This is a genomic window from uncultured Shimia sp. (assembly GCF_947493595.1).
Lineage (GTDB): Bacteria > Pseudomonadota > Alphaproteobacteria > Rhodobacterales > Rhodobacteraceae > Shimia.
In genome coordinates, this window is sequence record NZ_CANLRL010000005.1 from 208,197 (window position 1) to 232,482 (window position 24,286).

The following is a 24,286-nucleotide window of genomic DNA, read 5'->3' on the forward strand; positions in this document are numbered from 1 at the left end:
AGGTGGTGGTGGGGGCGTCCCTGTTGGGGACACACCCCCCTATTCCACCGCCATTTTACTTTACCCGACTCGGTGGTGGACCCCACCTTTACCCCACCTCGGATCAAATGGGAGAAGTGCACTTCCTTGGCGTTGGTCGCGTCCAGCGAACTTAGCTACAGGCACTTTCTCCGCCGCCGTTAGGCAGGAGCACTGCGGGCTGCCCGGTGCGGATAACAGGGGTGGCACGCCCCTTCTTCGGATCAGATACAGGTTCTCGGAGAAGTCCGCCGCTATTTAGCCACTGCTTCACGAGGCCTTTGACCTGCCCCCGTTCGCGGTTTTGCTCAGCGCTACGTTCTTCGCGCTTGGTGCCGCGCAGCCCCACATCAAGGCCCAAGACACCCGCCACGAGATATCCCACCCAATCCGAAGATTGTTCGCTGGCGCGAGGAGGGTTCGGGGCCTTGTCAATCGCGGCCTGCACCAGTTGCAATTCGCCCGCAGTCACCGTCTCGGCCATGGGGGTAGGTGGCGACCACTCAACGGGTACGCCCACGCTATCCCCGTCCGGGTATTGCGGCGTGCCGTTACCCAAGCCCACCGGTTCGATTTTGCGCCACACCGCCTTGGCCGCTGGCGCAAGGTTTGCCTTCCCGTTGTCCACTCGAAAGTATTTGAAGGCCTCTTCCGCCGGGATTGCGAAGTTTGTTGCTTCAGCCGACGTCATGCGCGCGAGTTGGCGAACATTCCGTGCCCCATCCACCCACGCCGACGCCCCACGAACCGCACCGGAGCCGCTTCCCTTCATGTCATTAGCCGCCTGCTTGCCGGTGTGGTGTACAGCTTGAATTGCAAGGTTGGTGCGGCCCATGATACGGCGAAGCGCGCCCAAGAGCACGTTGACCGCCGTGTTGTCGTTCTCAGGCAGCGTGTGGACCGCGCCCAAGGGGTCCAAAACAAGGACGTCGATACTGTGGCCCTCGACGAACTCCGCCAGCTTGTCTTCAATCCCCGGCACCATACGCGGTTCACCGCGTTCAGACTTTGCCAAACACAGGTCAATTTCGCGTCCAGACGTCAGAAAGAGACGTCCACCAAGATCAGCGTCCGAGAGGCCGTATTGCTTCATGATCGCCGCCAAGCGCCGGTCCAATTCATCTTGAGGGTCTTCTGCGTTGTGGACCCAAACGCGGAGCGGACGCTGCGGCGCTTCACCGGGGAGCAATGTCCGTCCGCACGCCATAGCGACCGCCTCAACCATAGTCAGCACGGACTTTCCTGTGCCGCCCGGTGCAGCAATGATGCTGAGCGATCCAGCAATCAGGCTGCGCCCGTAGAGCCACTGGCGTGGGGGAATACTTGTTGCTGAGGGAGCGGTTGTTGGGGTCAGCACCAATCGCTCAAGCGCACGTGAGGACTTACTTCCGCCGTTACGGGCGACCAAATTGTCGATTATGCCCTCGCGAACAGCCGCCTTAGAAAACACCTGCTTTGCCTCAGCAAGACGCACCTCTTGAGCAAGATTGGGGTCAAGCTGGTGGCAAATGCGCAGTAGCGACGACCAGTCATTCTTCGGGGCACCTAACGTGTCATAAATACGCGCATCTTCAACCGGGTCAGAACCGCACCACTTGGCGCTCCATGCAAGGAAGAGATCTCGTCCTGCTGCCTCAAATCCGGTTCCAGTTACCGCGCCTTTCACTGCGTTTGCGACGCCCACTTGCCCGTTTCGGTCCATCCCTGTCGGGTTCGGCATGTACCCCATCAACTGCGAGATCAGGGCAAGGTCCGGCACTCGGTTGGGCTGCGCGGCAACACTAAAGAGCCCCCCCTGTGCGATATGCGTGGAACGTGACGGATTGTACCCGGGCAGGCTCAAAGTAGCTGCGACGTCCTGCATGATGGCGCAGAAGTTGCCTACGGTGTATGTGTGTGCAGAGTTCAAGCTGCGGCCTCCTGTACTGCCAAGGCGTCCACTGGTGAGGCAAAGCGCACCACACACCCTTTTCGGCGTTTGCCTTCACTGGGCACATTGAGGGTGTAGGGAAGGCGCATAAGGCGCGACAGATCGCCTGTGCTATCCGCGCCAATCACGGCCAATGCCTCGTTAAGCGCCGGAGCGACGGAAGTCGTTCAGAACGTCCAAGACTTCACCGGGTGACGGTACATGGATTGGTTGCCCGCCCAGCGCGGGTTGTGTAGTATTTTTCAAGACAAAACTTTCTTTTAGCCCCGCGTGTGCTGGCCGCACTGCGGGGCTTTTCATTTCACAGAGGTGTAGAGTTAGGCGGCAACCGACGCGGGCAGCGCATCAAGCCAAGCTTGCACATCGCTCGCGCGCCACGCGGTGATGCGCCCAATTTTGACCGGACGCGGGAAAGGGTGCTCCGGGTCCGGATTTTGCAGCCAATCATAGACTGTACTGCGGCCCACCCCCAACCGCGCGGTCAGTTCCTGAACGCGGAACAAGCGGGTAGAGTGGTCTTCGCCTTTTGAGGGCTGAGGGGCGGCGGTGTTCTTCATAGACGGTCTCCGGTGATTTCCGTCAATATCCGATCCCGTCCATGACTGCTCAACAGCTAAGTCTAGGTTTTGCCCGCCTTCGGGACAAGATTTCGCTTTTCTGACAGGCCAGTCAAATGTGAAGAACAATCTTTCGGTAAATCGTATTTGACTGAATTTCCCCCAAGAATTGGCGCAACCACCCTTGAGGTTGCACGCCCCGTGCGGCTCGATCGTCACTGGGCGTGCGCAGGTTGAGTGCTATTTGCGTGCGTGCAGCTGAACCACCGCGTCGCCGCTTACTTGCCTGCCGCTCACGAAGTCGGCCCACGCCTCCATCAAAACACGGCGGCGCTCCACCGCCTGCTCGCGGCGATACGCCTTTTCAACTTGGCCTAGCTGATGCGCGAGGGCCTCCTCCGCAAGTTCGCGTGGGAACTCGGTGTCATTAGCGGCCCAATCTCTAAAAGTGCTCCGGAACCCGTGCGGAACATACTGTTCCCGCCCCATGCGCCTCATGACTGCCCTCAGGGTCATATCAGACAGCGGCTTGCCCACACGAACGCCCTGAAACACGAAGTCGTTCGGGCTGGGGGCGCTCAGGCAGTGGCTTCGTGCACGCTCCAAGACCGCTATTGCGTCGCCAGATAGCGGAACCACGTGTTCACGCTTCGCCTTCATGCGCTCTGCGGAGATTGACCAAATTGCCCGCTCAAGATCAAACTCCGCCCATGTTGCAAGGCGCACCTCCCCAGACCGAGCAGCGGTCAGTATTGCAAACTTAAGTGCCAACGCGCCACACCCTTCGCGCCCCCTCAACTCGGTCACAAAGTCAAAAACCTCACTGCGCGGCATTGCAGACCTGTGCCCATGCGTCAGCTTTTTGGGTGCAGACAATGTGGCGTTGAACAGCTTCCAGCTTGCGGGGTTGTCGTGATGGTACGCCTCATTCTGGATGGCGTGGTCGAAGAGATTTTCAAGGCGGCCACGCACCCGTGTCGCGGTCACGTGTTTGCACTCCCACAGCTCCTCAAGAACCGGCAGAATGTCCCTGCGCGTTATGTCCGCCAATGGTTTGTCACGTAGCGGTGCCGCGTGGACCTTGAATGTGTGCCGCCACTGGTAGGTGTGTTTCGGATTACTAAACCCCGAGTGGGCTATTTTCCATTCGACGAACTTGTCCGCGTAAGCTCCGAAGGTCACGCCCTTCGCTGCCTCTGCAGCCGCTTGCGCCTTCTCCTGCGCGACCTGCACAGCGGCCTCGGTCACGGGGTCCAAGCCCCGTGCCAAGACATCTCGCACCGCAGCGGCCTTCGGGCGGGCCTGAGCTAGTGTCGTGGCGGGGAAGCCACCTAGCCCCATCTCCTTTTGTTTTTGGCCTTTTCTCTTGTAGCGGAAGACCCAGCGCTTATTTCCCTTGGCGGTGACGCGCAAAAACAGACCGCCGCCGTCATTCACTCCACTGCCGGGCGCGGCATTTTCAACCTGCTTTGCGGTGAGGAGGTGCATACCCCGTGCCATAGTCTCTCCCCCCGGATTACACGCCGACTGCTACGCGATAGCGCGAAACAACTTGCACCGGCAAGCCGGACGCCTCCGCAACATCGCCGGTGTTCATCCGGTAATCTTCGATCAATGTGTGTAGTAGGGCGGCCATATCGCGCCAAACTTCGGGGAATACCTCGCGCGCCGCGTCGGGAAGTCGAAACATTGCGGCAAGCGCGTCAGCGAAGTCATTCGCGGCAACGCCGCAAAGGGCCGGGTAAGTCGTGTTCATGAGTGAAGTCCTTTTATTCTGTGGGGCTGCGCGATCCAGCATCCCCGCCCCTATTGTGCCCCTAACCTGCCCCTAAATTTCTCGGGCAGTCAATAGACGCGACCGGACAATCTCGGACATAACCCTCCACAACCCTTTGCAATTAAAGTCATTTTTCGAAAGATACCAGTCAGCGACGGACACTGCTGGACAGTGGTTTTGCGTCCCTAGGCTCCACCAAACCACCCTCTCAAAATAGTTAACTCCGTCTCATTTGTGCGTAACGCGTGCGCTGTGCACTTGTGCCACACGAGGCGATCCTGTGATCTCTAACCAGCAAAATCGCTCAAGCCCGAACATGGTTGCCAGAGACGACTTTTCGAAGCGGTAGCAAAAAAGGGCTCCCAAAAGAGCCCTTTGGATTTTACTTTTTCGAGATATTTTCTACATCATTCAGCATCCAGTTCTTGAACCAGTCTTCCGTTTCCGGCCGGTACAGGCGGAACAGAAAAAACCAATCATTTGCGCTTGATGCACTTTCTGTGGTCACCCAGTTCGCCTCGTAGCCCTCGGGAACTTTGTCCAAGTTTGGTGCGTAGTACACATCAACCGAACCATCCTCATTCTTCACCATCTTATCCAGGTCTTTGGTGGACGCGCCAACACGGTCGACACCCCGATTGAAGTTCTTGGTTTCCATGTTGTAGACGATGGCCGACCAGAAATCTTTCGCGGGCACATCAGCCGGCACGTTAAGCTTATACGTGTCTTCACCATTCAGCATATTCCCATCTGAATCACGCAAACCGGTCAGGTAAAACGTAGCACCACCCAGTTCGCTAGGCAGGAAAGTAACGTAGAAATAGGTCGCTGCACGCTTGTCGATAAGGATCTCCTCACCATCTTCAAACGGGAACCCCATTTGGGCCTGAGGGCCGAAATTCCAAAAGGACCATTCTGAGAGCTTCTCGCCATCCTTCACCCAAAGCGGCGCAACAGTTTCGCCTTCGGTTACAAATTTTGCCTGCATGTATGCGTATGCGAGCTCCAGGCCCTCAAGTGCCGCTTTTTTCTGGGCTGGCGTTGGATCAAACGCCTCGCCTTTTTTGATGCCAATACTTTGGAGCATAGAGTAAACGGCGCGATCTTTCTCTCGAACCGGGTTGTTCTGCACCACATCGTTGATGTCTTCTATGAAAGTCATGTTGTAGTAGGGCAGACAGTCATACGGTAGATCGGTCGCATCAAGGTAATGCGTTGGCTCGATTTCGCCGTTCACAGCCTCTTCCAGAGCGTAGATTTTGATACCCTTTGCATGCTCTCCAGCTTCGGCATGCGTGGCGCCGTTCAGCAGTGTTGGACGGAAGGAAAAAGACGCATCATGCGTGTCAAAGTTGGGCACAATTATGTAACCCTGCGCTGCCAACTCATCTGCTGTCCCAAACTCATTGCTGTATCCGGGGGGAAGGAACAGGTACTTCCCGCCATCGCCCTCGTCAGCCCCTCTAGAGCCAACATCAACCATGGGCACGTGCCATGCCGAAATGAAAGATCCAAAGTAGTCGACTTTGTCTGTCATTGGCGGCACTTCAACAACCATTGGACCGTTTTTGACCGAGATCGACCCCCATGCGTACGCAGTGGTGTCGTTTGCCGTCAGAAAACCTTTCTCCGACCCAAACGGCTTGGTGACAAAGTTCACCGTATCGTAATCCCCGCCAGCACGCACCGTCGCCTTGATAAAGTCCACTTGAGCAACTGCAGGCATATAGTGGATGGCGGCCTGAGTGGCGCGCTGCACCATAATGTCATATTCGATGTCAGCGTGTTTTTCCGAGCGGGCCAGAATATCGCCGGTATCGTTAAAATTCGCATCGGTTGGCGTGGTCGCCAGAGAAGCACTGCACAGAAAAGATAAGGCGATAGCAGCCGAGCCAATTAGATTTTTCATTGAATGAACTCCAGTTGTTTCAAAGCGGATGGCCGATAATACTGTGTACTGTGCGTCAATGGTGGCGTCGCATTCAAGTGTGCTCTTGATCCCCATAGCCGCTAACGCGCGACAAGCCATGGTGGGCTTTCCTCTTTTCTTTTTGAGCTGGCAAGCTGTCTGGCAACAGACGCTCACTGGCTTTTGACGCTACTCAATCGCGGCACCCAAAGCGCAGGTAACAAAAAAACCCCGCCGCGTTTCCGCAGCGGGGGTGGTTTATTTTGGGTGCACCGAAGTGCATGCCCTTGGCTTTAGAAGTGTGCCGACTTGGTGTTTGCAGGCACCTCAAGTGGTGGCGCAAATTTGGTCAGGTCGATGCCTTCAACAGCCGCTTTGTACTCTTCCAGCGTTGGGGTGCGACCCAGGATAGCAGACAGCACAACCAGCGGCGTGGAGGCGAGCAGCGACTCACCTTTTTTCTCTGGCAGGTCGCCCACAACACGGCCCTGGAACAGGCGGGTCGAGGTGGCCAGAACGGTGTCACCCTTGGCGGCTTTTTCCTGGTTACCCATGCAGAGGTTACAGCCTGGACGCTCAAGATAGAGAATGTTCTCGTACTCGGTGCGCGCCTGCTGCTTCGGGAACATGTCGTCAAAGGTGAAGCCCGAGTAACGCTCCAGAATTTCCCAGTCGCCTTCCTCTTTCATCTCATCGATGATGTTGTAGGTCGGTGCCGCCACAACCAGCGGTGCCTTGAACTCAACTTTGCCATTGGCAGCTTCGAGGTTCTTCAGCATCTGCGCGACAATTTTCATGTCACCCTTGTGCACCATGCAGGAGCCCACAAAGCCCAGATCCACTTTCTTTTCAGCGTTGTAGTAGCTGATTGGGCGGATGGTGTCGTGGGTGTAGCGCTTGGACACGTCGTCGTTGTTCACGTCCGGGTCGGCGATCATGGGCTCAACGATCTGGTCCAGATCCACAACCACTTCGGCGAAGTATTTCGCGTCCGCATCCGGCTTCAACGCAGAGTTGGCGCCGGATTTGATGTCGGCAATCCGCGCGTCGGCTTTGTCCACCAAGCCCTGCAGAAGCGCGGCTTCGTTGTCCATGCCTTTGTCGATCATGATCTGGATGCGGCCTTTGGCCAGCTCCAGCGAGCCGATCAGGGTCTCATCGTTGGAGATACAGACGGAGGCCTTTGCCTTCATCTCTGCGGTCCAGTCGGTGAAGGTGAAGGCTTGGTCCGCCAGAAGCGTGCCAATGTGCACCTCGATCACGCGGCCTTGGAAGACGTTGTCACCGTGTTGATCCAGCATCTGCGCCTGGGTGGCATGTACCACATCGCGGAAGTCCATGTGCGGGGCCATTTGGCCTTTGAAGGTCACCTTCACAGACTCAGGGATCGGCATGGAAGCTTCGCCGGTGGCAAGCGCCAGAGCAACGGTGCCGGAGTCCGCACCAAAGGCAACGCCTTTGGACATACGGGTGTGGCTGTCGCCGCCAACGATCACGTCCCAGTCGTCCACGGTGATGTCGTTCAACACTTTGTGGATCACGTCGGTCATCGCGTGATACTCGCCTTCCGGATCACGCGCGGTGATCAGGCCGAAGTCGTTCATGAACTTCATCAACTTAGGGATGTTGGCCTGTGCCTTCTTGTCCCAAACCGACGCGGTGTGACAGCCGGACTGATAGCCCACGTCCACGGACGGGGAGATCACGGTGGCAGCCATCGCCTCCAGTTCCTGCGCGGTCATCGGACCGGTGGTGTCCTGAGAGCCCACAACGTTCACTTTCACGCGCACGTCAGAACCGGCATGCAGCGTCACACCCGGGGTGGTGCCCAGCGCGTTGCGGTTGAAGATTTTTTCAACAGCGGTAAGGCCCTGGCCTTCTACAGACAGCTCTTTGGATGGCGCATAGGCAGATTTCAGTTCCTGACCAAGTGCACCAGCAGCAAATGTCTGCAGTTTCTTACCAAAGACCACGGCGTAAGAGCCGCCCGCCTTCATGAACTCCACTTTTTGAGGGGTGAAGGCAGCAGAGATGTCTTTCAGCACATTGCCGTCGGCATCCTGCAGCGTCTTGGTTTTGGTGTTGATGGTCAACACGGTGCCGGTGGCCACGGAGTAGGCCTCTTCCAGCACGGCTTCGCCGTCTTCATCGACCACAACATTGCCGTCCGCATCGGTCTTTTTGACCCAGTTGTCCAGATCAATGCCGATGCCGCCGGTCACGCCAACGGTGGTCAGGAAGATCGGGGAGATGCCGTTGGTGCCTGCCACAACAGGTGCGATGTTGATGAATGGCACGTAAGGCGATGCCTTCTTACCAGTCCACAGCGCCACGTTGTTCACACCGGACATACGGGACGAGCCCACGCCCATGGTGCCTTTTTCCGCAATCAGCATCACACGCGCATCAGGGTGCTGTTTCTGCAGCTCCTGAATGGCCACCTGATCTTCCGGCGAGCACATGCATTTGCCGTGCAGTTCACGGTCTGCGCGGGAGTGCGCCTCGGCACCGGGGGACAGAAGGTCGGTCGAGATGTCACCGATACCGGCGATAAAGGTCACAACCTTGATCTCTTCGTCCACTTCGGGAAGCTTGGTGAAGAATTCCGCCTTGGCGTAACTTTCCAGCAGCTCTTTGGCGACCGCATTGCCCGCTTTGAACGCTTCTTCCAGACGATCGGTGTCCGCTTCATAAAGGAAGACCTGAGTCTTCAACACGTCCGCAGCCTGTGCAGCAATCGCGGCATCGTCACCCAGTGCCAAGTCGAGCAGCACGCGGACAGACGGGCCACCCTTCATGTGCGACAGCAGCTCAAAGGCGAACTCCGGGGAGATTTCGGCCACGTCAGCCGCGCCGAGAATGATCTCTTTGAGGAAGTCTGCCTTAACGCCAGCAGCACTCGTGGTGCCGGGCAAGGTGTTGTAAATGAAGAACTTCAGAGAGTCTTCGCGATGGGCGTTGGCGGTGTCTTTGATCTGTTCGATCAGTTCGCTGACCAGCGCGCCGTTATCGATTGGCTTTGGATTCAGACCTTCGGATTTCCGGGTCTCAATCTCATTCAGATAATCTGTATACAAGCTCATGATGATCCTAGCGATTTGAGGTTGGCTTAAGCATGAACGCCCTGTCTTTAATGCAATAGCGAGTCACAGGGCAGGTATTGTATGCCGATGTATACCAAGCTTGAAAAAGACGCAAGTTGCCCTTCGGAACAATTGTCTTGGCCTCCCCCAAATGTGATGGCGCAGTGCGGCGTATGGCCCCCAATGTAGGCTGCCCTGTCCGGTTTTTCCAGCGCACAACAACCTTCCAAGCCGCACAGATTGGGAAGCTGTTTCCGGTTAAGACGCGCTTTGCCAAGCTGCGGGGATTGTATTCAAACAATATCTTGTGATCCATGACGCGAGGTGTCGCAGCATTTTGTTTTCGACGGCGCAGAATGGCTATTGACTCAGCCGCCAGTTTCCACGACTTGGAAAGGGATGGTTCCCGAACGACGCCAGTCAACCGGGATGAAAAGGGAATACGGTGCGGCCACCTCAAGGTGCCAAATCCGTGACTGCCCCCGCAACTGTAAGCGGTAAGCGACCCCGAAAAGACCACTGAACGCCAGGCGTTTGGGAAGGTTCGGGAAAGCCACAATCCGCGAGTCAGGAGACCTGCCATCCAGACGATAACTTCAACCCGGGCGGGGCGTCCGGACAGGAGGCCAAGATGGCTTTACGGTTTGAACCGTGTGAAAAACTGACTGTGCTTGCCCCGCGCTATCGCGGAGGGCGAGATGCACCACACCACCCACAGAATTTCTATCTGCACATCCTGCAAACATGTCGGCGAGACCTGTCGCCCCGGCTATGAGTTGATCAAGCGCCTGCGCGAAGCCATCGAGATGGCGGGTGATGCGATCACGGAAGAGTTCGAGATTTCGGGCGTCGCCTGTATGGCGGGCTGCAAACATCCTTGCACTGTGGCCTATCACAGCACCCGCAAGGCCACCTATCTGTTTGGCGACATCACACCGGAGCAGGATATCGAAGACTTGGTGTCCTTTGCACAGCAATATGCGGTGCTAGGCGATGGCTGGTGCTCCTCGGTGGATCGCCCCGGCAAGCTGCGCACACACACGTTGGCGCGGGTGCCATCGATGATGTTGGCGATTGAGGACAGCGCGGAGCGCCTGTCATGAGAACCGGGCATTTGGTGGCCAAAGACATCTGTTGGCGTCCTGCAAAAAACCAACCGTTTCTGCTGCACCCTGTGAGTTTTGAGGTCTATCCAGGGCGCGTGCTTGGTGTGGTTGGCCCCAATGGCGCGGGCAAGTCGACGCTGTTGCGAATGATCTATCACTATCAGAAACCCACAACGGGGCAGGTCATGGTGGATGGGCAGGATCTCTGGGGCATGTCCGCCAAAGCGGCAGCGTGCAAGGTCGCCGCTGTGCTTCAGGAACAACCCGGCGCGTTTGGCTTGACGGTGCGTGACATTGTGGCGCTGGGGCGCACCCCGCATCGCAGCGCTTTGTCATCGAGTGGGGCACAGGATGCGGAGATAGTAACCCAAGCAATCGCGCGGATGCAGCTGGAAGTATTGGCCACCCGCGATTTTGACACGCTGTCGGGCGGGGAACGCCAACGGGTGATGGTGGCGCGGGCTTTGGCGCAGCAACCGCAAGTGTTGGTGATGGATGAGCCGACCAACCACCTCGACATTCGCCATCAGCTCGAAATCCTCTCGCTGATCCGGTCGCTTGGGCTGACCATCGTGGTTTCGCTGCACGATCTCAACATGGCCGCAGACGTGTGTGACGCCATCCTGCTTTTGAAAAACGGACACTGCCTAGGCTTTGGCAGCGCCGATGACGTGCTCAGCGAACAGCTTGTCTCTGACACGTTTTCGATTACCGCCCAGCGCCAGGTGCTGAGCGTCAGTCAGAACCAACACCTTACGTTTCACCTCCCCACCTAAAGGACCAAATTTTTGACCACCAAATTGACCACTGCCGCTGTTGGCGCCCTGCTGGCCCTGTCCACCAACACCGCGTTGGCGGAAACCACCGTGGACAGCTGCAACCGCCAAGTGACGTTTAACGCGCCGCCAAAAGCGGCCATTTCCAATGACGTGAACCTGACCGAGATGATGCTGGTTCTGGGGCTAGCGGATCGCATGGTGGGTTACACCGGCATTTCCGGCTGGAAGACGCTGGACAAAGAGATGCGCGCCGGTGTGGAAGAACTGCCGGAGCTTTCTGCAAAGTACCCATCCAAAGAAGTGCTGATCGGTGCGGAGGCGGACTTCTTCTTTGCCGGTTGGAACTACGGCATGAAAGTGGGCGGCGAAGTCACGCCGGAGACCCTCGCACCGTTTGACATCAAGGTTTATGAGCTGACCGAAAGCTGCATTCACATTGGCGAAAAAGACGCCGCCAGTATGGAAGACATGTACACAGACATCATGAACCTCGGCGCGATTTTTGATGTGAAAGACAAGGCGGATGCGCTGGTCGATGGCTACAAAGCGGATCTTGCGACCTTCACCAATGGGTTGGCACCGCTGGACACCGCGCCGCGTGTGTTTGTCTATGACAGCGGCGAAGACTCTCCGTTCACCGCAGGGCGCTATGCAATGCCAAACGCGCTTATTGAAGCGGCTGGCGGCACCAACATCATGAACGATCTGGAGAAAAGCTGGGCCAAGGTCGGCTGGGAGCCGGTTGTGGAGCGCAATCCGGAGGTCATCGTGATCGTGAACTACGGCAATGTGACCGCCGAAGAAAAACGTGCGTTTATGATGAACAACCCGGCTTTTGCGGAGATGGACGCCGTGAAGAACGACCGGTTTGTGACCCTTGAGTACGTTGAGGCAACCCCGGGACCGCGCAACATCGCAGCGGTGAAAACCCTCGCCGAAGCATTCCGGGCGAAGTAAATGGGCGAGAGAGCAGCAGGGCAGCCAAAGAGCAGATTTCCCTATGTGATTGGCGCAGGGGGACTCCTGTTGCTTTTCTCGATTTCGATCGCAATCAGTGTCGGGGCCGTGTCTGTGCCCCTGCACACGGTTTGGAGCATCCTGATCAATCAGGTGGCGCCGGGCACAATGGAACAGGATTGGTCCAAAGGACGCGAGGCAATTGTCTGGGACATTCGGTTTCCACGCGCCTTGTTGGCCTGCCTGATGGGGGCCGGTTTGGCGGTTGTTGGCGGCAGTTTACAGGCTGTGACGCGCAACCCACTGGCGGACCCACATCTGTTAGGCATTTCCTCCGGCGCTGCCTTTGGCGCGATTTTGGCACTGATGCACACCGGCATGTTTTTGGGCCTGATCACCGTGCCGCTGTTTGCCTTTGGCGGGGCACTGGCCGCTACTTTGCTGGTTTTAGCGGTGTCGCAGTTTGCCTCGGCCACCAGCGCGGATCGGTTGATTTTAGCGGGCGTGGCGGTGTCTTTCATTGTGATGTCGCTGGCCAATGTGCTGATCTTTCTGGGCGATCCACGCGCAACGCACACGGTGGTGTTCTGGATGTTGGGCGGATTGGGATTGGCACAATGGAGTCATCTGGCTTTCCCCTTTGCTGTCCTTGTCCTCTGCGGGGCTTACATCTGGGCCAACGCGGGCAAATTGAATGCCATGACAGTGGGTGATGAGACCGCTGCCACGCTGGGCATACCGGTGGCGCGGTTTCGCCTGATCATCTTTGTTGTCGGCGCGTTGGTCACCGGGGTGATGGTGGCATTTTCCGGCATGATTGGCTTTGTTGGTCTGATGCTGCCGCACATTGTGCGCCTGTTGGTGGGCGGGGATTATGCCCGCGTGATTCCGGCCTCGGCCTTGTTTGGGGCGATCTACCTTCTGTGGTCCGACATCATCGCCCGCACGATTATGGCACCGGAAGACATGCCCATTGGCATTGTCACCGGATTGATCGGCGGGATGTTCTTTGTCTGGCTGTTGCGGCGGAGGGCGCGGTAAGGCGCCCTGCCCCAACTACGTCAGAGAAGCGGATAGTTCTCCGAATTCTCCAGCGCGTAGTGCCACCATTCATAGGGGTTCAACTCAAAACCGGCACCTGCCATGAGGCCTAACAAAATCAAACGATTTTGCTGAGCTTCACGGCAGATGTCGATTCTGGAGTGATGCGATTGTTGCAGGGCGGCGTCAAAGTCTGTGCCCATGTCAAGCACGGCACCATCGGCATCCGTGAGCGTCAAATCCACAGCGGTACCGCGGCTGTGATCCGAGCCGATCTCGGGGTCTGCAACAAATTCGGGGTCGGGCCGTACCTCCCACAAGCGGCGTTGCACCGCTTGGGGACGATAGGCATCCAGCAGCAGAAGGCGCAGTCCAAGGGCGGCGGCGCGATCGGCGGCATGAAAGAGCGCATCGGCGGCATGTGTGTGCAAGCGCGCCTGTTGATCCTCCGGCGTGGTGTAGAGCACCTCACCGGCGAAGTTATTGGTGCTCGCATAGGCAAGTTGCACGTCGATGGCCGCGTGTTGAATTGGGACCAGCATCATGCGGACACCTTTTGTGGGGTGGCGGCTGTTGTTTGGCAACAGCGCACCTGGGCCTGCTCGGTAGGCACCATGTTTTGTCGCACGTCACAGCCCGCGCCTGCCTGCTCACAGCGGTCTTTAAAGAAACAGCCAGTGGGCAGGTTTCGGTTGGACGGCAGGTCCGTGTTTCTAAGCGCCTCCCCCAGCCCGCCGGTGGCGCGCATGGTGGGGATCGAGTCCAGCAGGAGACGGGTGTAGGGATGTTTGGGCCCGGCAAGGACAGCGTCAGACGCGCCATGCTCCACCACCTGACCCAGATACATCACGGCGACCTCATCACAGAGATAGCGCACCACGGAAATGTCGTGGGAGATGAAAATGTAGGTCAGGCCGCGTTCAGCCTGCAGGTCTTTGAGCAGGTTCAGAATTTGCGCCTGAATGGAGATATCAAGCGCCGAGGTCGGCTCGTCGAGCACAATCACATCCGGATCGGAGGACAGCGCGCGGGCGATGGCAATCCGCTGACGCTGACCACCGGAGAATTCATGGGGATAGCGGTCGAGCACCTCAGGGCGCAGGCCCACTTTGGCGGCAAGATCGGCTGCCAATGCACGCAATTCGGCTTTGGGGCGTTTGGAAACAGCAAAGACGGGTTCGGTGATCACACGCCAGACCGGCATACGCGCGTTGAGCGAGCTTTGCGGGTCTTGGAACACAATTTGCACATCATGATCTGCGCCAAAGTTGCGGATCACTTCGCCCTCAGACGGCTTGCGAATGCCCATAAGCACCTGCGCCAAGGTGGACTTGCCACAGCCGGATTCACCAACAACACCCAGCGTTTTGCCACGCAGGATTTCGAGATCAATGCCGTTGAGCGCATGCACAAACCCACGTGGGCGACCACGCCAGTCTTCGCCAAACGGGAAGCGCATGTGGATGTTGGAGAGCGTCATCACGCTGTCAGTAGTCATGCGGAGATCTCCTCGCGCAGCCAGCAGGCGGCTTGGTGTTTACTGCCAACGTCGGTCAGCACAGGACGCGAGTCACAAGCGGCATGTGCGTGACGACAGCGGGCCTGAAAGGCGCAGCCTTTTGGCGGGTTGACCAGATTGGGCACGGTGCCCGGAATTGACGCAAGCGGCGCCCCCGGATCAGCGTCCTCAGGCAGGGCTTCGATCAAGGCGGCGGTGTAGGGGTGTTGCGGATTGCCCAGCACCTTTTGCGCCGGTCCGGATTCCACCACACGGCCTGCATACATCACATAGATGCGGTCACAGAACTGGCTGATCACTGCCAAATCATGTGAGATGAACAGCACCGAGGCCCCGGTTTGGCGGGCCTTGGCGTGCAACAATTGCAGCACCTGCCGTTGCACCGTCACATCCAAGGCGGTGGTGGGTTCGTCCGCCACCAGAAGCTTGGGTGAGCAGGCAAAGGCCATGCCGATCAGGATACGCTGGCGCATACCGCCGGAGAGTTCAAACGGGTAGCGCCCCAAGATTTCTTCGGCATCGTTGATGCGCATGTCCTTGAGCAGTTCGATGGCCCGATCCCGGGCTGCCATGCCGCGCAGATCGGAGTGCAGTTCGATCACCCGCAACATCTGTTTGCCAATGGTCTTGGTGGGGTTGAGTGCGGTTTGTGGCTCCTGAAAGATCATCGCCACATCGCCGCCGCGCAGCTTGTTCATCTCGCGCTCAGACATGGTGGCGACGTCCCGCCCCAGAATGCTGATGGTGCCCGCAGATTGGCGGAACGCGCCTGTGGGCAACAAGCCAAGTGCCGTCATGGCCGTGACCGACTTGGCCGAGCCACTTTCGCCCACAAGGCCTACAATCTCGCCCGGTTGCACATCCAAGTCCACGCCGTTCACCGCGTGCACATCACCTGCAAAGCCTGGAAACAGAACTTCCAGCCCGTCAATTTTTAGTACTGGGTCCGCCATGTCAGCGTGCCTTCTGTTTGGGATCAAGGATGTCGCGGATGCCGTCACCCAAGAGGTTGAAGGCGGTGGCGGTGATCAGGATGGCAAAGCCTGGGAAGGCTGAGTACCACCATTGGTCCAAGATGTAGTTGCGTCCGGTGGCCACCATGGCGCCCCATTCGGCGGTGGGCTGCTGCGCACCAAGGCCAATGAAGCTCAGCGCGGAGGCCAGAAGGATGGTGCTGCCGAGGTCCAGCGTCGCCTGCACCATGACCGGAGATAGGATGTTGGGCAGGATATGCCAGCGCAGAATGTGCAGTTTGGACGCTTTGAAGGTTTCGGCGGCGGTTACAAAAGACATTTCTCGGATCAGCAAAGTCTGGCCGCGTGAAATGCGCACGTAGACCGGGATGCGCACCAGGGCGATGGCAATGGCCGCATTGATCAAGCTTGGGCCAAGCGCGGCAGCCAGCGCCATGATCAGCACCAAGGACGGCACAGAAAGCACCACATCCATCAGCCGCATGATCACCACATCCACACGCCTACCAATCAGGCCGGCAAAAGCGCCCACAAACGTGCCGATGAAACCGGCAACCAGCACCACAAAGAAGCCCACAGCCACGGATTGCCGCCCGCCATAAAGAATGCGGGAGTAGAGATCACGGCCCACTTCATCCGTGCCAAAGAAATGGTCCCAGCTGGGCGCAGCCAGACGGGCGCGCAGATCGATTGCGTTGGGATCATGGGTGGCAAAGACCGGTGCGAAGATCACCAGAAACAGCACGGTCAGCACTACGGCGCCGCCGCCAAGCGTGAGCGGGCTTTTCTTGATTTGATACCAGAGATAACCCCAATCCACCCGCGACAACGCGCGTTTGATTGGGTTCACAGAGACGGTTGCGTCGCTCATCACGAGACCTCCCGGATGCGCGGATCAACCGCCATATAGATCAAATCAACAGCCAAGTTGATCAGCACGTAAGCCAGCGAGACCACCACGGTGAAACCCATCACAGCCGGGAAATCCAGCGCCTGAATGGAGTTCACCACATAGGCGCCCATGCCGGGCCAGGCGAAGACGGTTTCGGTCAGCACCGCGCCGTAGAGCAGGTCGCCCAGCGCAAGGCCAAGTACGGTGATCGAGGGGATCATGGCGTTGGGCAGCGCTTCGGTGAAGACCACTTTGAAGCGGCTGAGACCGTTGGCTTTGGCGGTGCGGATATAGTCCTGCTGCAGCTCTTCGAGCATCGCGGCGCGTACTTGGCGGGCCACCACGCCGAGGTGCACAAAACCCAAGGTGAAGGCTGGCAACAGGATGTGTTTCAGCGCGGAGCCGAAGGCTTGGAAATCCCCTGCCAGCAGGCTGTCGATCATCAGGAAGCCAGTGACGCGGGTGGGCATTTCAAGAGACGGGTCAATGCGCCCGCCGCTGGGGAGCCAGCCGAGGTTGCCGTAGAACAGCAGGATCACCAGCAAGCCCAGCCAGAACGCCGGTGTGGAGATGCCGGTCACGGCAATCACACGCACAAAGTGGTCAATTGGTTTGTCTTTCCACACAGCGGAGGCCACGCCTAGTGGGATGCCCAAAGCAGTGGCAAAGAACAGCGCAGTGAGCGCCAATTCCAGAGTGGCCGGGAAGAAGATGCGCAGGTCTTCGAGCACCGGACGACGGGTGCGGATTGAGTTTCCGAAGTCGCCTTGGACCACACCTTCGAGGTAGCGCAGATATTGGACCGGAAGCGGTTTATCGAGGCCGAGATCCTCGCGGATATTTTGCACAATCTCCGGCGTCGCGCGGTCCCCCGCAATCATGCGGGCCGGGTCGCCGGGAATGAGATTTGAGATGGTGAAGGTGATGACCGTCACGCCAAAGAGAACCAGTATCAGGAACATCAATCGGCGGCGGATGACATTGAGGAAGGACATCGGCGCGTTTCTTTATTGGCTGAAGGCCCCAGACCGCCGCAGCGGTCTGAGGCCAATTGCTTGGGGCTTAGTCGGAAAGAGACATGCCACCGAAGTTGAAGATATCTTCGAGCATTGGGTTGAAGACAAAGCCTTCGACATCATCACGCACGGCGATGCGGTAGTCTTTCTGGAACAGATAGACATAGGCCGCCTCATCCGTCACGATTTCCTGAAGCTCACCATAAAGCGCGGTGCGTTCTGCCGTGTCGGAGCTCACAACCGCTTGCTGCAGCAGGCCGTCAACTTTGTCGTTGGAGTACCAGCTGCGGTTGCCCGCCAGACCGTGACGCTTGCTGTCAAACCAGTAGTTGGTGAACATGTAAGGGTCCGCGAAGTCCGGGCTCCAGTTGCCGGTGGCAATGCCAAATTCGCCAGTGTCAAAACGCTCACGCATGGTGGCGTTGGCCAGCTTTTCCAGCTTCACGTTCAGGCCCAATTGGGACAAGTACGCTTGGGTCGCGATGGCAATTGGCTCCCACAGCGGGTCACGATCAGAGTAGAGGAAGGAGATTTCCTCGCTTGCGCCGCCAGCCACGTCGAGGGCCTTTTTCGCAGAGGCCAGGTCATAGGAATACTGGGTCGCGTTTTTGTTCTGACCCCACATGCCTTCTGGGATTGGGCCGTGCATCTGCACACCGTTGCCGTCCAGAATACCGTCGATGATGCCCTGATAGTCCACCGCTGCGGAAATCGCGCGACGCACATCAACATTGTCCAGAGGCGCCACTTTGTTGTTCAGGTAGAGGTAGGTCACCTTGAGGCTTGGGTAGTTCTGCACTTCAACACCATCGGTGCTGCCCAAAGCGTCCAGCTGGTCCACCGGCAGGCTTTCCGCGATGTGCACGTCACCCGCTTCAAGCTTCAGACGACGCGCGGCCGCTTCTGCAATGATGTCGACGCGGATTTTTTCGATTTCCGGCGTTGCGCCACCGTAGTTCGGGTTTGGCTCCAGCACGAGGCTTTGGCCACGCTCCCAACCGGTCAGCATGTAAGCGCCGGAGCCCGCGGAATTGGCGGACAGCCATTCGGTGCCGTGATCGTCACCCTTGCCTTCAACAGCCGGGTTCACAATGCCAGCGCCATTGTTGGCCAGCGTGTAGAGGAACGGTGCAAACGGCTGTTCCAGTGTGAAGGTCACCTGCATATCGCCAGTGGCTTCGACTTTCATGCCACCCGGGAAGGCTTCAGACGGACCGCGGCCCAGCGCCATCAGGCGGTTGAAAGAATACTCCACGGCGGCCGCGTCAACGGCTGCGCCGTCGCTAAAGGCGTTGCCGGAGGCCAGATCAAACGTCCAGACCGTGCCATCATCCGAGGCGGACCAGTCGCTGGCCAGCTCGCCAACCACAGAGGTTAGGCCTTTGCCATCCTCGGACACGTCATAGGCCACCAACCGTTGGTACAATGGGTATGTTACGGTCCAATCATTGTTATCCATGGTTTGCGCTGGATCGAGCGTTTGTGGATCAGACGCTTTGGCCACAACCAACAGGTCCGCATCGCCATCTGCCATGGCCAATGGCGCGTTAACCGCCATGCCAACTGTGACGGCTGCTGCGCCAACCACCTGGAACCAATGTGAATTTTTCATCTTCGCTGTCCTCCCCAGAACGATATCTGTGACCACTTGGTCGAGTCTCGTTGGGGGGTCTTCCCCAACGGCAAGTGCCCTGAACCTCCATGGTATTGCCATAACAGTCAACACCGTTATGGTATGTGCATACCAATTATTTTTGATATAGTCCTCCCAATGGGGACAGCGTCGGACAGAAGGGTCTGAGAATGGGCGTGAATATTTCGGAGGCAATTGCCAGTGCAAACCAGTCGTTTACCAAGCTGGAACAACGTGTTGCCACTTATCTGAGCAGCCGGCCCGAGGCGGTGGCCCTAGAAACCAGCGCCGAAATTGCTGAAAAACTGCAAGTCAGCCCAATGACGGTGAGCCGGTTTTTTAAGAAGCTGGGGTTTACCAATTTGAACGAGCTGCGCGCGGATGCCCGGCGCGATCTTTACGGTCCGACTTCCGCACGAATCGGCAGCCGCTTCAAAAGTTTCAAACAAGCGAGCCAAACCCGCGACGCGACGCAGGACCACGCCATCGCCAATGCCGCCATCCGCACCGCGCTGGATTTGCGAGAAACCGAACGCTGGCAAGAAGCGGTGCAATATATCGCCCACTCCGAAAGCGTCATGGCGGTGGGGTTTCAAGTGATGCAGTATCTGGCGAATGGCTTTGCCATGCGGCTAAAGTACCTGCGCTCCAATGTGATGTTTCTGGATGGCACCGACGGGGTTTATGCCGAGGTGTTTGGCGATGATTCCGAGACCAAGGCGCTGATCCTGATTGATACGTTCCGGTACGGCAATCACGGACCGATCCTTGCCAAAGCGGCGCGGGAGCGCGGCTTCAAGGTGATCCTGTTTTGCGATGAGTTCTGTGATTGGGGCTCAAGCCTGAGCGACGTGATGCTGCCCTACCCCAATGAAGGCCATATGTTCCTGCCGTTCCCGACCGGCATCCACTTTGGTCTGAACCTGATGTTTCAAGATGTGGTCACGGAGCTTGGCGACAAGGCGCGTGACAAGGTGGAACAGGTCGCCAAGTCTCAGGATTTGTTCGACAATTTCCTGCCGGAATAGGTGGTTTTAGACCAGTTTGCCGCCCCGCAACTCCAACGTATCCGGCGCCAATGCTGCGCGGAAAGCCGGGTTGTGGCTAACCAAAAGAATGGCTTGAGGAAGATCTTGCAGGATCTCCAGGAGACGCGCCTCGTTTTTTGTATCCAGCGCGTTGGTTGGCTCATCCAGCAGTAGCGCCTCGGGCTCCATGGCAAGCACTGTGGCCAAGGTCACAAGGCGCTTTTCGCCGCCGGAGAGCTTATGTGTAATGCGGTCACGCAGGTGCATCAGGTTTAGGTCGGTGAGCACCTTGTCGACAATCGCCAAAGCCTCGCCTTTGGTGCGGCCCAAATTTAGCGGACCAAAGGCGATGTCTTCGGCCACCGTGGGGCAAAACAGCTGATCGTCCGGGTCCTGAAACACCAGACCAATACGGCGGCGCACTTCGTGGAAATCCGCCTCCACCCGGCGCTCTTTGCCAAAGATGGTCACGGAGCCCGACATCGGATGCTGTAGACCCAGCGCGATGCGAAACAGGGTCGATTTGCCTGCACCATTTGGGCCTGCAATCGACAAACGCTGCCCCGCCGCAAGTTGCACCGACGCGCCATCCAGCACCGGCGGCTGCCCGGGGTAGGCAAAGTGGATGTTTTCAAGCGCGAGGATCGTCATAGGTAGTCCAGAAACAGCAGGCCGACACACACCCCGCCAAGAAGGACTGCAAAGCGGTGATCGCGACGGGTCATGCGAAACTCTTGTAACAAGATCAGCTGGCCTGAAAAGCCCCGGCATTTCATCGCACCCAGAATGCGCTCAGAGCGTTCAATCGCGCGCACCAGCATCATCCCCACCAGATAGCCAAAGCTGCGGTAGGTGTGCCAATTGGTGCCGGGCCGGAAGCCACGAATCTTCATAGCGCCGCGCAGGCGCAGGTATTCTTCGCGCAGTACTTCGATGTAGCGGATGGTGAACATCAAGAGATGCACCAGTACCTCGGGGCAGCGCAATTTGTGCAAGGCATGGCCAAGCGTGACCGGCTCCATGGTGCCGACCAGCACCATGAGCGTGAGGATCACCGCATTGGCGGTCAGGCCAATCTCGATGGCCTTCCAGAGGCCCTGCCAACTGGCGGGGAAGCCAAAGACGGAGAACATCGGCTCGCCAGGCATGGTGAAAGGCAAGAGCACCAACATAAAGATGATGAAGCTGTCCATCATTGCCATACGTTTGAGCGTGCGGCGGATTGGCAGGCGGGACATCATCAACAGGGAAATGGCGGTGGCGAGCGCTGCGATCAGCGCCGGGATCGTGGTCAGCGCCACAGTGGTGATGGCGAAAATACAGGCCATAACAACGCGCAGACGCGGGTCGAGATCGCCGATCACGCCATAGGGTGCATCGCTGCCAGCCTCGGCCAGTGTCTTGGCTTTGGGTTCCAGCACATGTGCCATCAGGCGGCCATCTTCTTACGGGCGGCAAGGTAAAAGCCAATGCCAAATAGGCCGATGATATAGCCGATGCCTCCAAGAATGTTTTGCATGTCGTTTTTCTCGCGATAGGCGGCAATCTCGCGGCGGAGTGGGCGAATTTCATCACGCACCGCCTTGGCAATCACCTGACGCTCCTCATCAGACAGGGACGCGACGGTGACGACGTTTACGCCTTCGACAGGTCCGTCGGAGGCGGCAACCGGCGTCTCTACAATCTCTGCGGCCACGCCCATGATCTCCGCCACCTCTTCGGCGGGCATGACGACCTTGGCCACATGGCCCGCGCCCATGTCGGCGGTGAAGGTGTGTGCCACGGGACTAGTGGGCGTATAGAGAAAGAAGCCATCTTCGTCGGTCACGGTGCGGCCCAGCTCGGCACCATCGGGGCCAAACACAATGACCTCCTGCCCCACGGCCATGTCGCCGTTGGAAAACCCAAGCTCGCCTTCGATGGCGTCGCCCGCCGGGAAAACTCCCGCAATCACCTTATGCGCCAGCACAGGAAGTGGCGCGCAGATCATGCAGACAATCAAGAGCAGCTGCTTCACGCGGAGGATCCTTTCAAAAACAACTCCGGTTTGACCTTACGCGCCAAAAGCACCGCAAAGCCAGTGAGCACGGCTTCGATGACCATGACCGGAATATGGGCAAAGAACACAAGTTTGGCGGCAGGTAGGAACTCATCCCCCGTCAACGCAAGGGACACCGCCACGAAGAGGGTCGTGGCGGCAATGGCAAAGGCCCCGCCAAGGCCGCCCCAGATCGCGCCTTGCACAGGCGAGCCGCGGCCAATCAGGCGGCCAAAGATCATCCAGGCCAGCACGGCGGGCATGGCAATGTTGAAGGCGTTCACGCCCAGCACCGTCAGGCCACCAAAGCCAAAGAACACGGCTTGCAACAACAACCCGACAAAAAGCGCCGGAAAGGCAGCCCAGCCGAGCAATAGCCCGGCCAAACCATTCAAGATCAGATGCACAGAAGACGGGCCAATTGGCACGTGGATCAGCGAGGCGACAAAAAAGCTGGCAGACAGCACCCCGGCAGTTGGGATGCGGTCGATGTCAAGCGACTTGAGACCCACGGCAATCCCGCCAGCGGCGGCAAATGCACCACCGATCACAACAGGGTTGGACAAGGCTCCGTCAACGATGTGCATATGGGGTTACTCCAGATCCCAAGCGCGGATCCAGATGACCGCGTCTTGGCTCAGCTCCTTGCCTTCATGCTCAGTGGCCGGACCAGATCCGAGAGCGGCAAAGCCCCAGTAGCCCGCTTTAGGTACGCCAAAGGTAAAGTAGCCGTTGCCATCAGAAATCGCGACAATCGCGCCACCCGGTAGTGGGGAAACAGTTGTGGCTTTGGTACCGGTGCCCGTCAAGTCAGGTTCCGCCGCCATATACTCGATCTCGATCTCCGCACCGGCAACCGGTTGGCCTTCGCTCAATACGCGGCCGGTGAAGGTGCCGCCTGCGATCACGTTGTAAGGCTTGTTCAGCGGCAGGATCTCGGTGGCCAGCCCCTGTGGCTGATCCCAATCGGTGGGCAGCTCGTTGCGGTTCAGGTAAGCCTTGGTGATCTGCTGAATGTAGATGTCTTCTGACTCTTCATAGTAAGGCGTAGGCACAGTCACGACCACGTAGTCACCGGAGCGTTTAACGGGTACTGAACCCATAAAGGCTTTTGCGCTGTTGTCAGGTCCATCAAACGTGGTCTCTTCCAGCGTGTCCATCAAGTCGGTTTTTTCGCCGTTGTGGATCACGTAGAACTCTTCCGGCTTCTCCAGGGTCATCACGTGACCGGCGTCATGTGGGTGCCAGAAGATCAGCTTCACCGGCACATCGCCGGGACGCGCGATCATGGTGTCTTCGGTATACTCAAGCAGGAAATGCGCTTGTGCCATAACCGGCAGGGTCAGAGCTGCGGTGGCCGCCAAAAGCAATGTTTTCACAAAAATAGTCCTTATCACGTTGCGCCTTCCCCGGCGCATTTGGTGTGTGACTTGGAGTGGTTTGGAACCGAATATCGCGCGCGACACACAGATCCAGCGCACACCCCGTCGCCGATGATGCACGCCCCTTCCGGGGGCGCGTGTTCGGCAGGTCTCCTGACTTGCGGGTCAAAACACAAAGCTGGCCTTCCCGGAGTGTCCCAGTGGCATGATCAGCTGTGCTCGCCGCTTACAGTTGCGGGGGCAGTTGCAGAGTTGGCCGAAACGTCAGCCGCACTGCATTCCCTATTGCTTCCGAGGATTCCCCGGAACCGAACATGCTGCGTGTTTGCCAGAGCAAAGCAGGATTGGTCAATAAGGGAATGCGACGCAGTGGGTGCAAATTGCGAACGGCATGTTGCCACGGCGCATGCATTGCCTTGGCATGGCGGTGACCAACCTGGTCGCGCTATTTCAGCCACATGAACGGGAGGAGAGTTGGACGAAGTATTCACCGGGCATCACGCGCCGGAGCCGGGAACCTATTTTTATTTCCCACGGGAGTATCGCACCCTGACACCGTTCCGGGTGTGCCCTCAGCTTCTGAAAGAAGGCAATTGAAGCGTTGGCCCGGCAAAAATCTGGGCGTGCCGAGCCTGTTTTTGGCTTTG

At 58.0% G+C, this 24,286-nt stretch carries 23 protein-coding genes and 2 riboswitches; of the genes, 6 read left to right on the top strand and 17 right to left on the bottom strand.

What is annotated here, in order from left to right:
• Window positions 1-151: 151 nt before the first annotated feature.
• The 6 genes from Q0955_RS13995 to Q0955_RS14020 form a co-directional block, all read right to left on the bottom strand.
• Window positions 152-1,927: an AAA family ATPase gene (locus Q0955_RS13995; RefSeq protein WP_299425129.1), complete on the bottom strand. Its 1,776-nt coding sequence runs from the start codon at window positions 1,925-1,927 to the stop codon at window positions 152-154.
• 338 nt (window positions 1,928-2,265) lie between these two features.
• Window positions 2,266-2,505 carry an AlpA family phage regulatory protein gene (locus Q0955_RS14000; protein ID WP_299425130.1) on the bottom strand — a complete coding sequence of 80 codons (240 nt, stop codon included), beginning with the start codon at window positions 2,503-2,505 and terminating at the stop codon, window positions 2,266-2,268.
• Between the two features lie 240 nt (window positions 2,506-2,745).
• The gene (locus tag Q0955_RS14005) at window positions 2,746-4,005 is read right to left on the bottom strand and encodes a site-specific integrase (protein WP_299425132.1); all 1,260 of its coding nucleotides are present in this window, start codon (window positions 4,003-4,005) and stop codon (window positions 2,746-2,748) included.
• Between the two features lie 16 nt (window positions 4,006-4,021).
• The gene (locus Q0955_RS14010; RefSeq protein ID WP_299425134.1) at window positions 4,022-4,261 is read right to left on the bottom strand and encodes a hypothetical protein; all 240 of its coding nucleotides are present in this window, start codon (window positions 4,259-4,261) and stop codon (window positions 4,022-4,024) included.
• Between the two features lie 403 nt (window positions 4,262-4,664).
• Window positions 4,665-6,311, bottom strand: coding sequence for a DUF1214 domain-containing protein (locus Q0955_RS14015; protein WP_299425135.1), 1,647 nt, complete (start codon window positions 6,309-6,311; stop codon window positions 4,665-4,667).
• Window positions 6,312-6,484: 173 nt separating this feature from the next.
• Complete coding sequence (locus Q0955_RS14020; protein WP_299425137.1) at window positions 6,485-9,274, bottom strand: bifunctional aconitate hydratase 2/2-methylisocitrate dehydratase; 2,790 nt, start codon at window positions 9,272-9,274, stop codon at window positions 6,485-6,487.
• Window positions 9,275-9,657: 383 nt separating this feature from the next.
• A riboswitch (cobalamin riboswitch) is annotated at window positions 9,658-9,873 on the top strand.
• Between the two features lie 99 nt (window positions 9,874-9,972).
• On the opposite strand from Q0955_RS14020, the gene Q0955_RS14025 reads away from it, so the two are divergent.
• The 4 genes from Q0955_RS14025 to Q0955_RS14040 are packed head-to-tail and all read left to right on the top strand — an operon-like array spanning window position 9,973 to window position 13,157.
• Window positions 9,973-10,377, top strand: a complete 405-nt coding sequence (locus tag Q0955_RS14025) for a DUF1636 domain-containing protein (RefSeq protein WP_299425138.1) — start codon at window positions 9,973-9,975, stop codon at window positions 10,375-10,377.
• Window positions 10,374-11,156, top strand: coding sequence for an ABC transporter ATP-binding protein (locus Q0955_RS14030; protein WP_299425140.1), 783 nt, complete (start codon window positions 10,374-10,376; stop codon window positions 11,154-11,156). The genes Q0955_RS14025 and Q0955_RS14030 overlap by 4 nt, the downstream gene beginning before the upstream one ends.
• Window positions 11,157-11,204: 48 nt before the next feature.
• Complete coding sequence (locus Q0955_RS14035; protein WP_299425181.1) at window positions 11,205-12,116, top strand: ABC transporter substrate-binding protein; 912 nt, start codon at window positions 11,205-11,207, stop codon at window positions 12,114-12,116.
• Window positions 12,117-13,157: an iron ABC transporter permease gene (locus tag Q0955_RS14040; protein WP_299425141.1), complete on the top strand. Its 1,041-nt coding sequence runs from the start codon at window positions 12,117-12,119 to the stop codon at window positions 13,155-13,157.
• 20 nt (window positions 13,158-13,177) lie between these two features.
• Here Q0955_RS14040 and ddpX read toward each other — a convergent pair whose 3' ends face one another.
• From ddpX to Q0955_RS14070, 6 genes are all read right to left on the bottom strand, one after another.
• The gene (ddpX, locus tag Q0955_RS14045) at window positions 13,178-13,702 is read right to left on the bottom strand and encodes a D-alanyl-D-alanine dipeptidase (protein ID WP_299425143.1); all 525 of its coding nucleotides are present in this window, start codon (window positions 13,700-13,702) and stop codon (window positions 13,178-13,180) included.
• Entirely contained in the window at window positions 13,699-14,655 is a 957-nt protein-coding gene (locus Q0955_RS14050) for an oligopeptide/dipeptide ABC transporter ATP-binding protein (RefSeq protein ID WP_299425144.1), read from the bottom strand. Before Q0955_RS14050 ends, ddpX begins: the two co-directional genes overlap by 4 nt.
• Complete coding sequence (locus Q0955_RS14055) at window positions 14,652-15,629, bottom strand: ABC transporter ATP-binding protein (protein ID WP_299425146.1); 978 nt, start codon at window positions 15,627-15,629, stop codon at window positions 14,652-14,654. The genes Q0955_RS14050 and Q0955_RS14055 overlap by 4 nt, the downstream gene beginning before the upstream one ends.
• Window position 15,630: 1 nt before the next feature.
• A complete protein-coding gene (gene ddpC, locus Q0955_RS14060; RefSeq protein ID WP_299425148.1) occupies window positions 15,631-16,521 on the bottom strand; it encodes a D,D-dipeptide ABC transporter permease in 891 nt (296 codons plus the stop codon).
• Window positions 16,521-17,537 (bottom strand): ABC transporter permease, encoded by a 1,017-nt coding sequence (locus Q0955_RS14065; RefSeq protein WP_299425149.1) that lies wholly within the window; start codon window positions 17,535-17,537, stop codon window positions 16,521-16,523. Before Q0955_RS14065 ends, ddpC begins: the two co-directional genes overlap by 1 nt.
• Before the next feature lie 67 nt (window positions 17,538-17,604).
• A complete protein-coding gene (locus tag Q0955_RS14070) occupies window positions 17,605-19,170 on the bottom strand; it encodes an ABC transporter substrate-binding protein (RefSeq protein WP_299425151.1) in 1,566 nt (521 codons plus the stop codon).
• Window positions 19,171-19,361: 191 nt separating this feature from the next.
• On the opposite strand from Q0955_RS14070, the gene Q0955_RS14075 reads away from it, so the two are divergent.
• Window positions 19,362-20,219, top strand: coding sequence for a MurR/RpiR family transcriptional regulator (locus Q0955_RS14075; protein WP_299425153.1), 858 nt, complete (start codon window positions 19,362-19,364; stop codon window positions 20,217-20,219).
• A gap of 6 nt (window positions 20,220-20,225) precedes the next feature.
• Here Q0955_RS14075 and Q0955_RS14080 read toward each other — a convergent pair whose 3' ends face one another.
• Genes Q0955_RS14080 through Q0955_RS14100 form a run of 5 tightly spaced genes read right to left on the bottom strand, consistent with a single transcriptional unit; the run spans window position 20,226 to window position 23,636 of the window.
• Window positions 20,226-20,870, bottom strand: a complete 645-nt coding sequence (locus tag Q0955_RS14080) for an ABC transporter ATP-binding protein (protein WP_299425154.1) — start codon at window positions 20,868-20,870, stop codon at window positions 20,226-20,228.
• A complete protein-coding gene (cbiQ, locus tag Q0955_RS14085; RefSeq protein ID WP_299425156.1) occupies window positions 20,867-21,649 on the bottom strand; it encodes a cobalt ECF transporter T component CbiQ in 783 nt (260 codons plus the stop codon). The genes Q0955_RS14080 and cbiQ overlap by 4 nt, the downstream gene beginning before the upstream one ends.
• Window positions 21,649-22,236: a cobalt ABC transporter permease gene (locus Q0955_RS14090; RefSeq protein WP_299425157.1), complete on the bottom strand. Its 588-nt coding sequence runs from the start codon at window positions 22,234-22,236 to the stop codon at window positions 21,649-21,651. Before Q0955_RS14090 ends, cbiQ begins: the two co-directional genes overlap by 1 nt.
• Window positions 22,233-22,844: a cobalt transporter CbiM gene (cbiM, locus tag Q0955_RS14095; protein WP_299425159.1), complete on the bottom strand. Its 612-nt coding sequence runs from the start codon at window positions 22,842-22,844 to the stop codon at window positions 22,233-22,235. The genes Q0955_RS14090 and cbiM overlap by 4 nt, the downstream gene beginning before the upstream one ends.
• A gap of 6 nt (window positions 22,845-22,850) precedes the next feature.
• A complete protein-coding gene (locus Q0955_RS14100; protein WP_299425160.1) occupies window positions 22,851-23,636 on the bottom strand; it encodes a DUF4198 domain-containing protein in 786 nt (261 codons plus the stop codon).
• A 128-nt stretch (window positions 23,637-23,764) separates the two neighbouring features.
• A riboswitch (cobalamin riboswitch) is annotated at window positions 23,765-23,967 on the bottom strand.
• A 146-nt stretch (window positions 23,968-24,113) separates the two neighbouring features.
• Between Q0955_RS14100 and Q0955_RS14105 the strand changes: the two genes are divergently transcribed.
• The gene (locus tag Q0955_RS14105; RefSeq protein WP_299425162.1) at window positions 24,114-24,236 is read left to right on the top strand and encodes a hypothetical protein; all 123 of its coding nucleotides are present in this window, start codon (window positions 24,114-24,116) and stop codon (window positions 24,234-24,236) included.
• The last annotated feature ends 50 nt before the right edge of the window (window positions 24,237-24,286 follow it).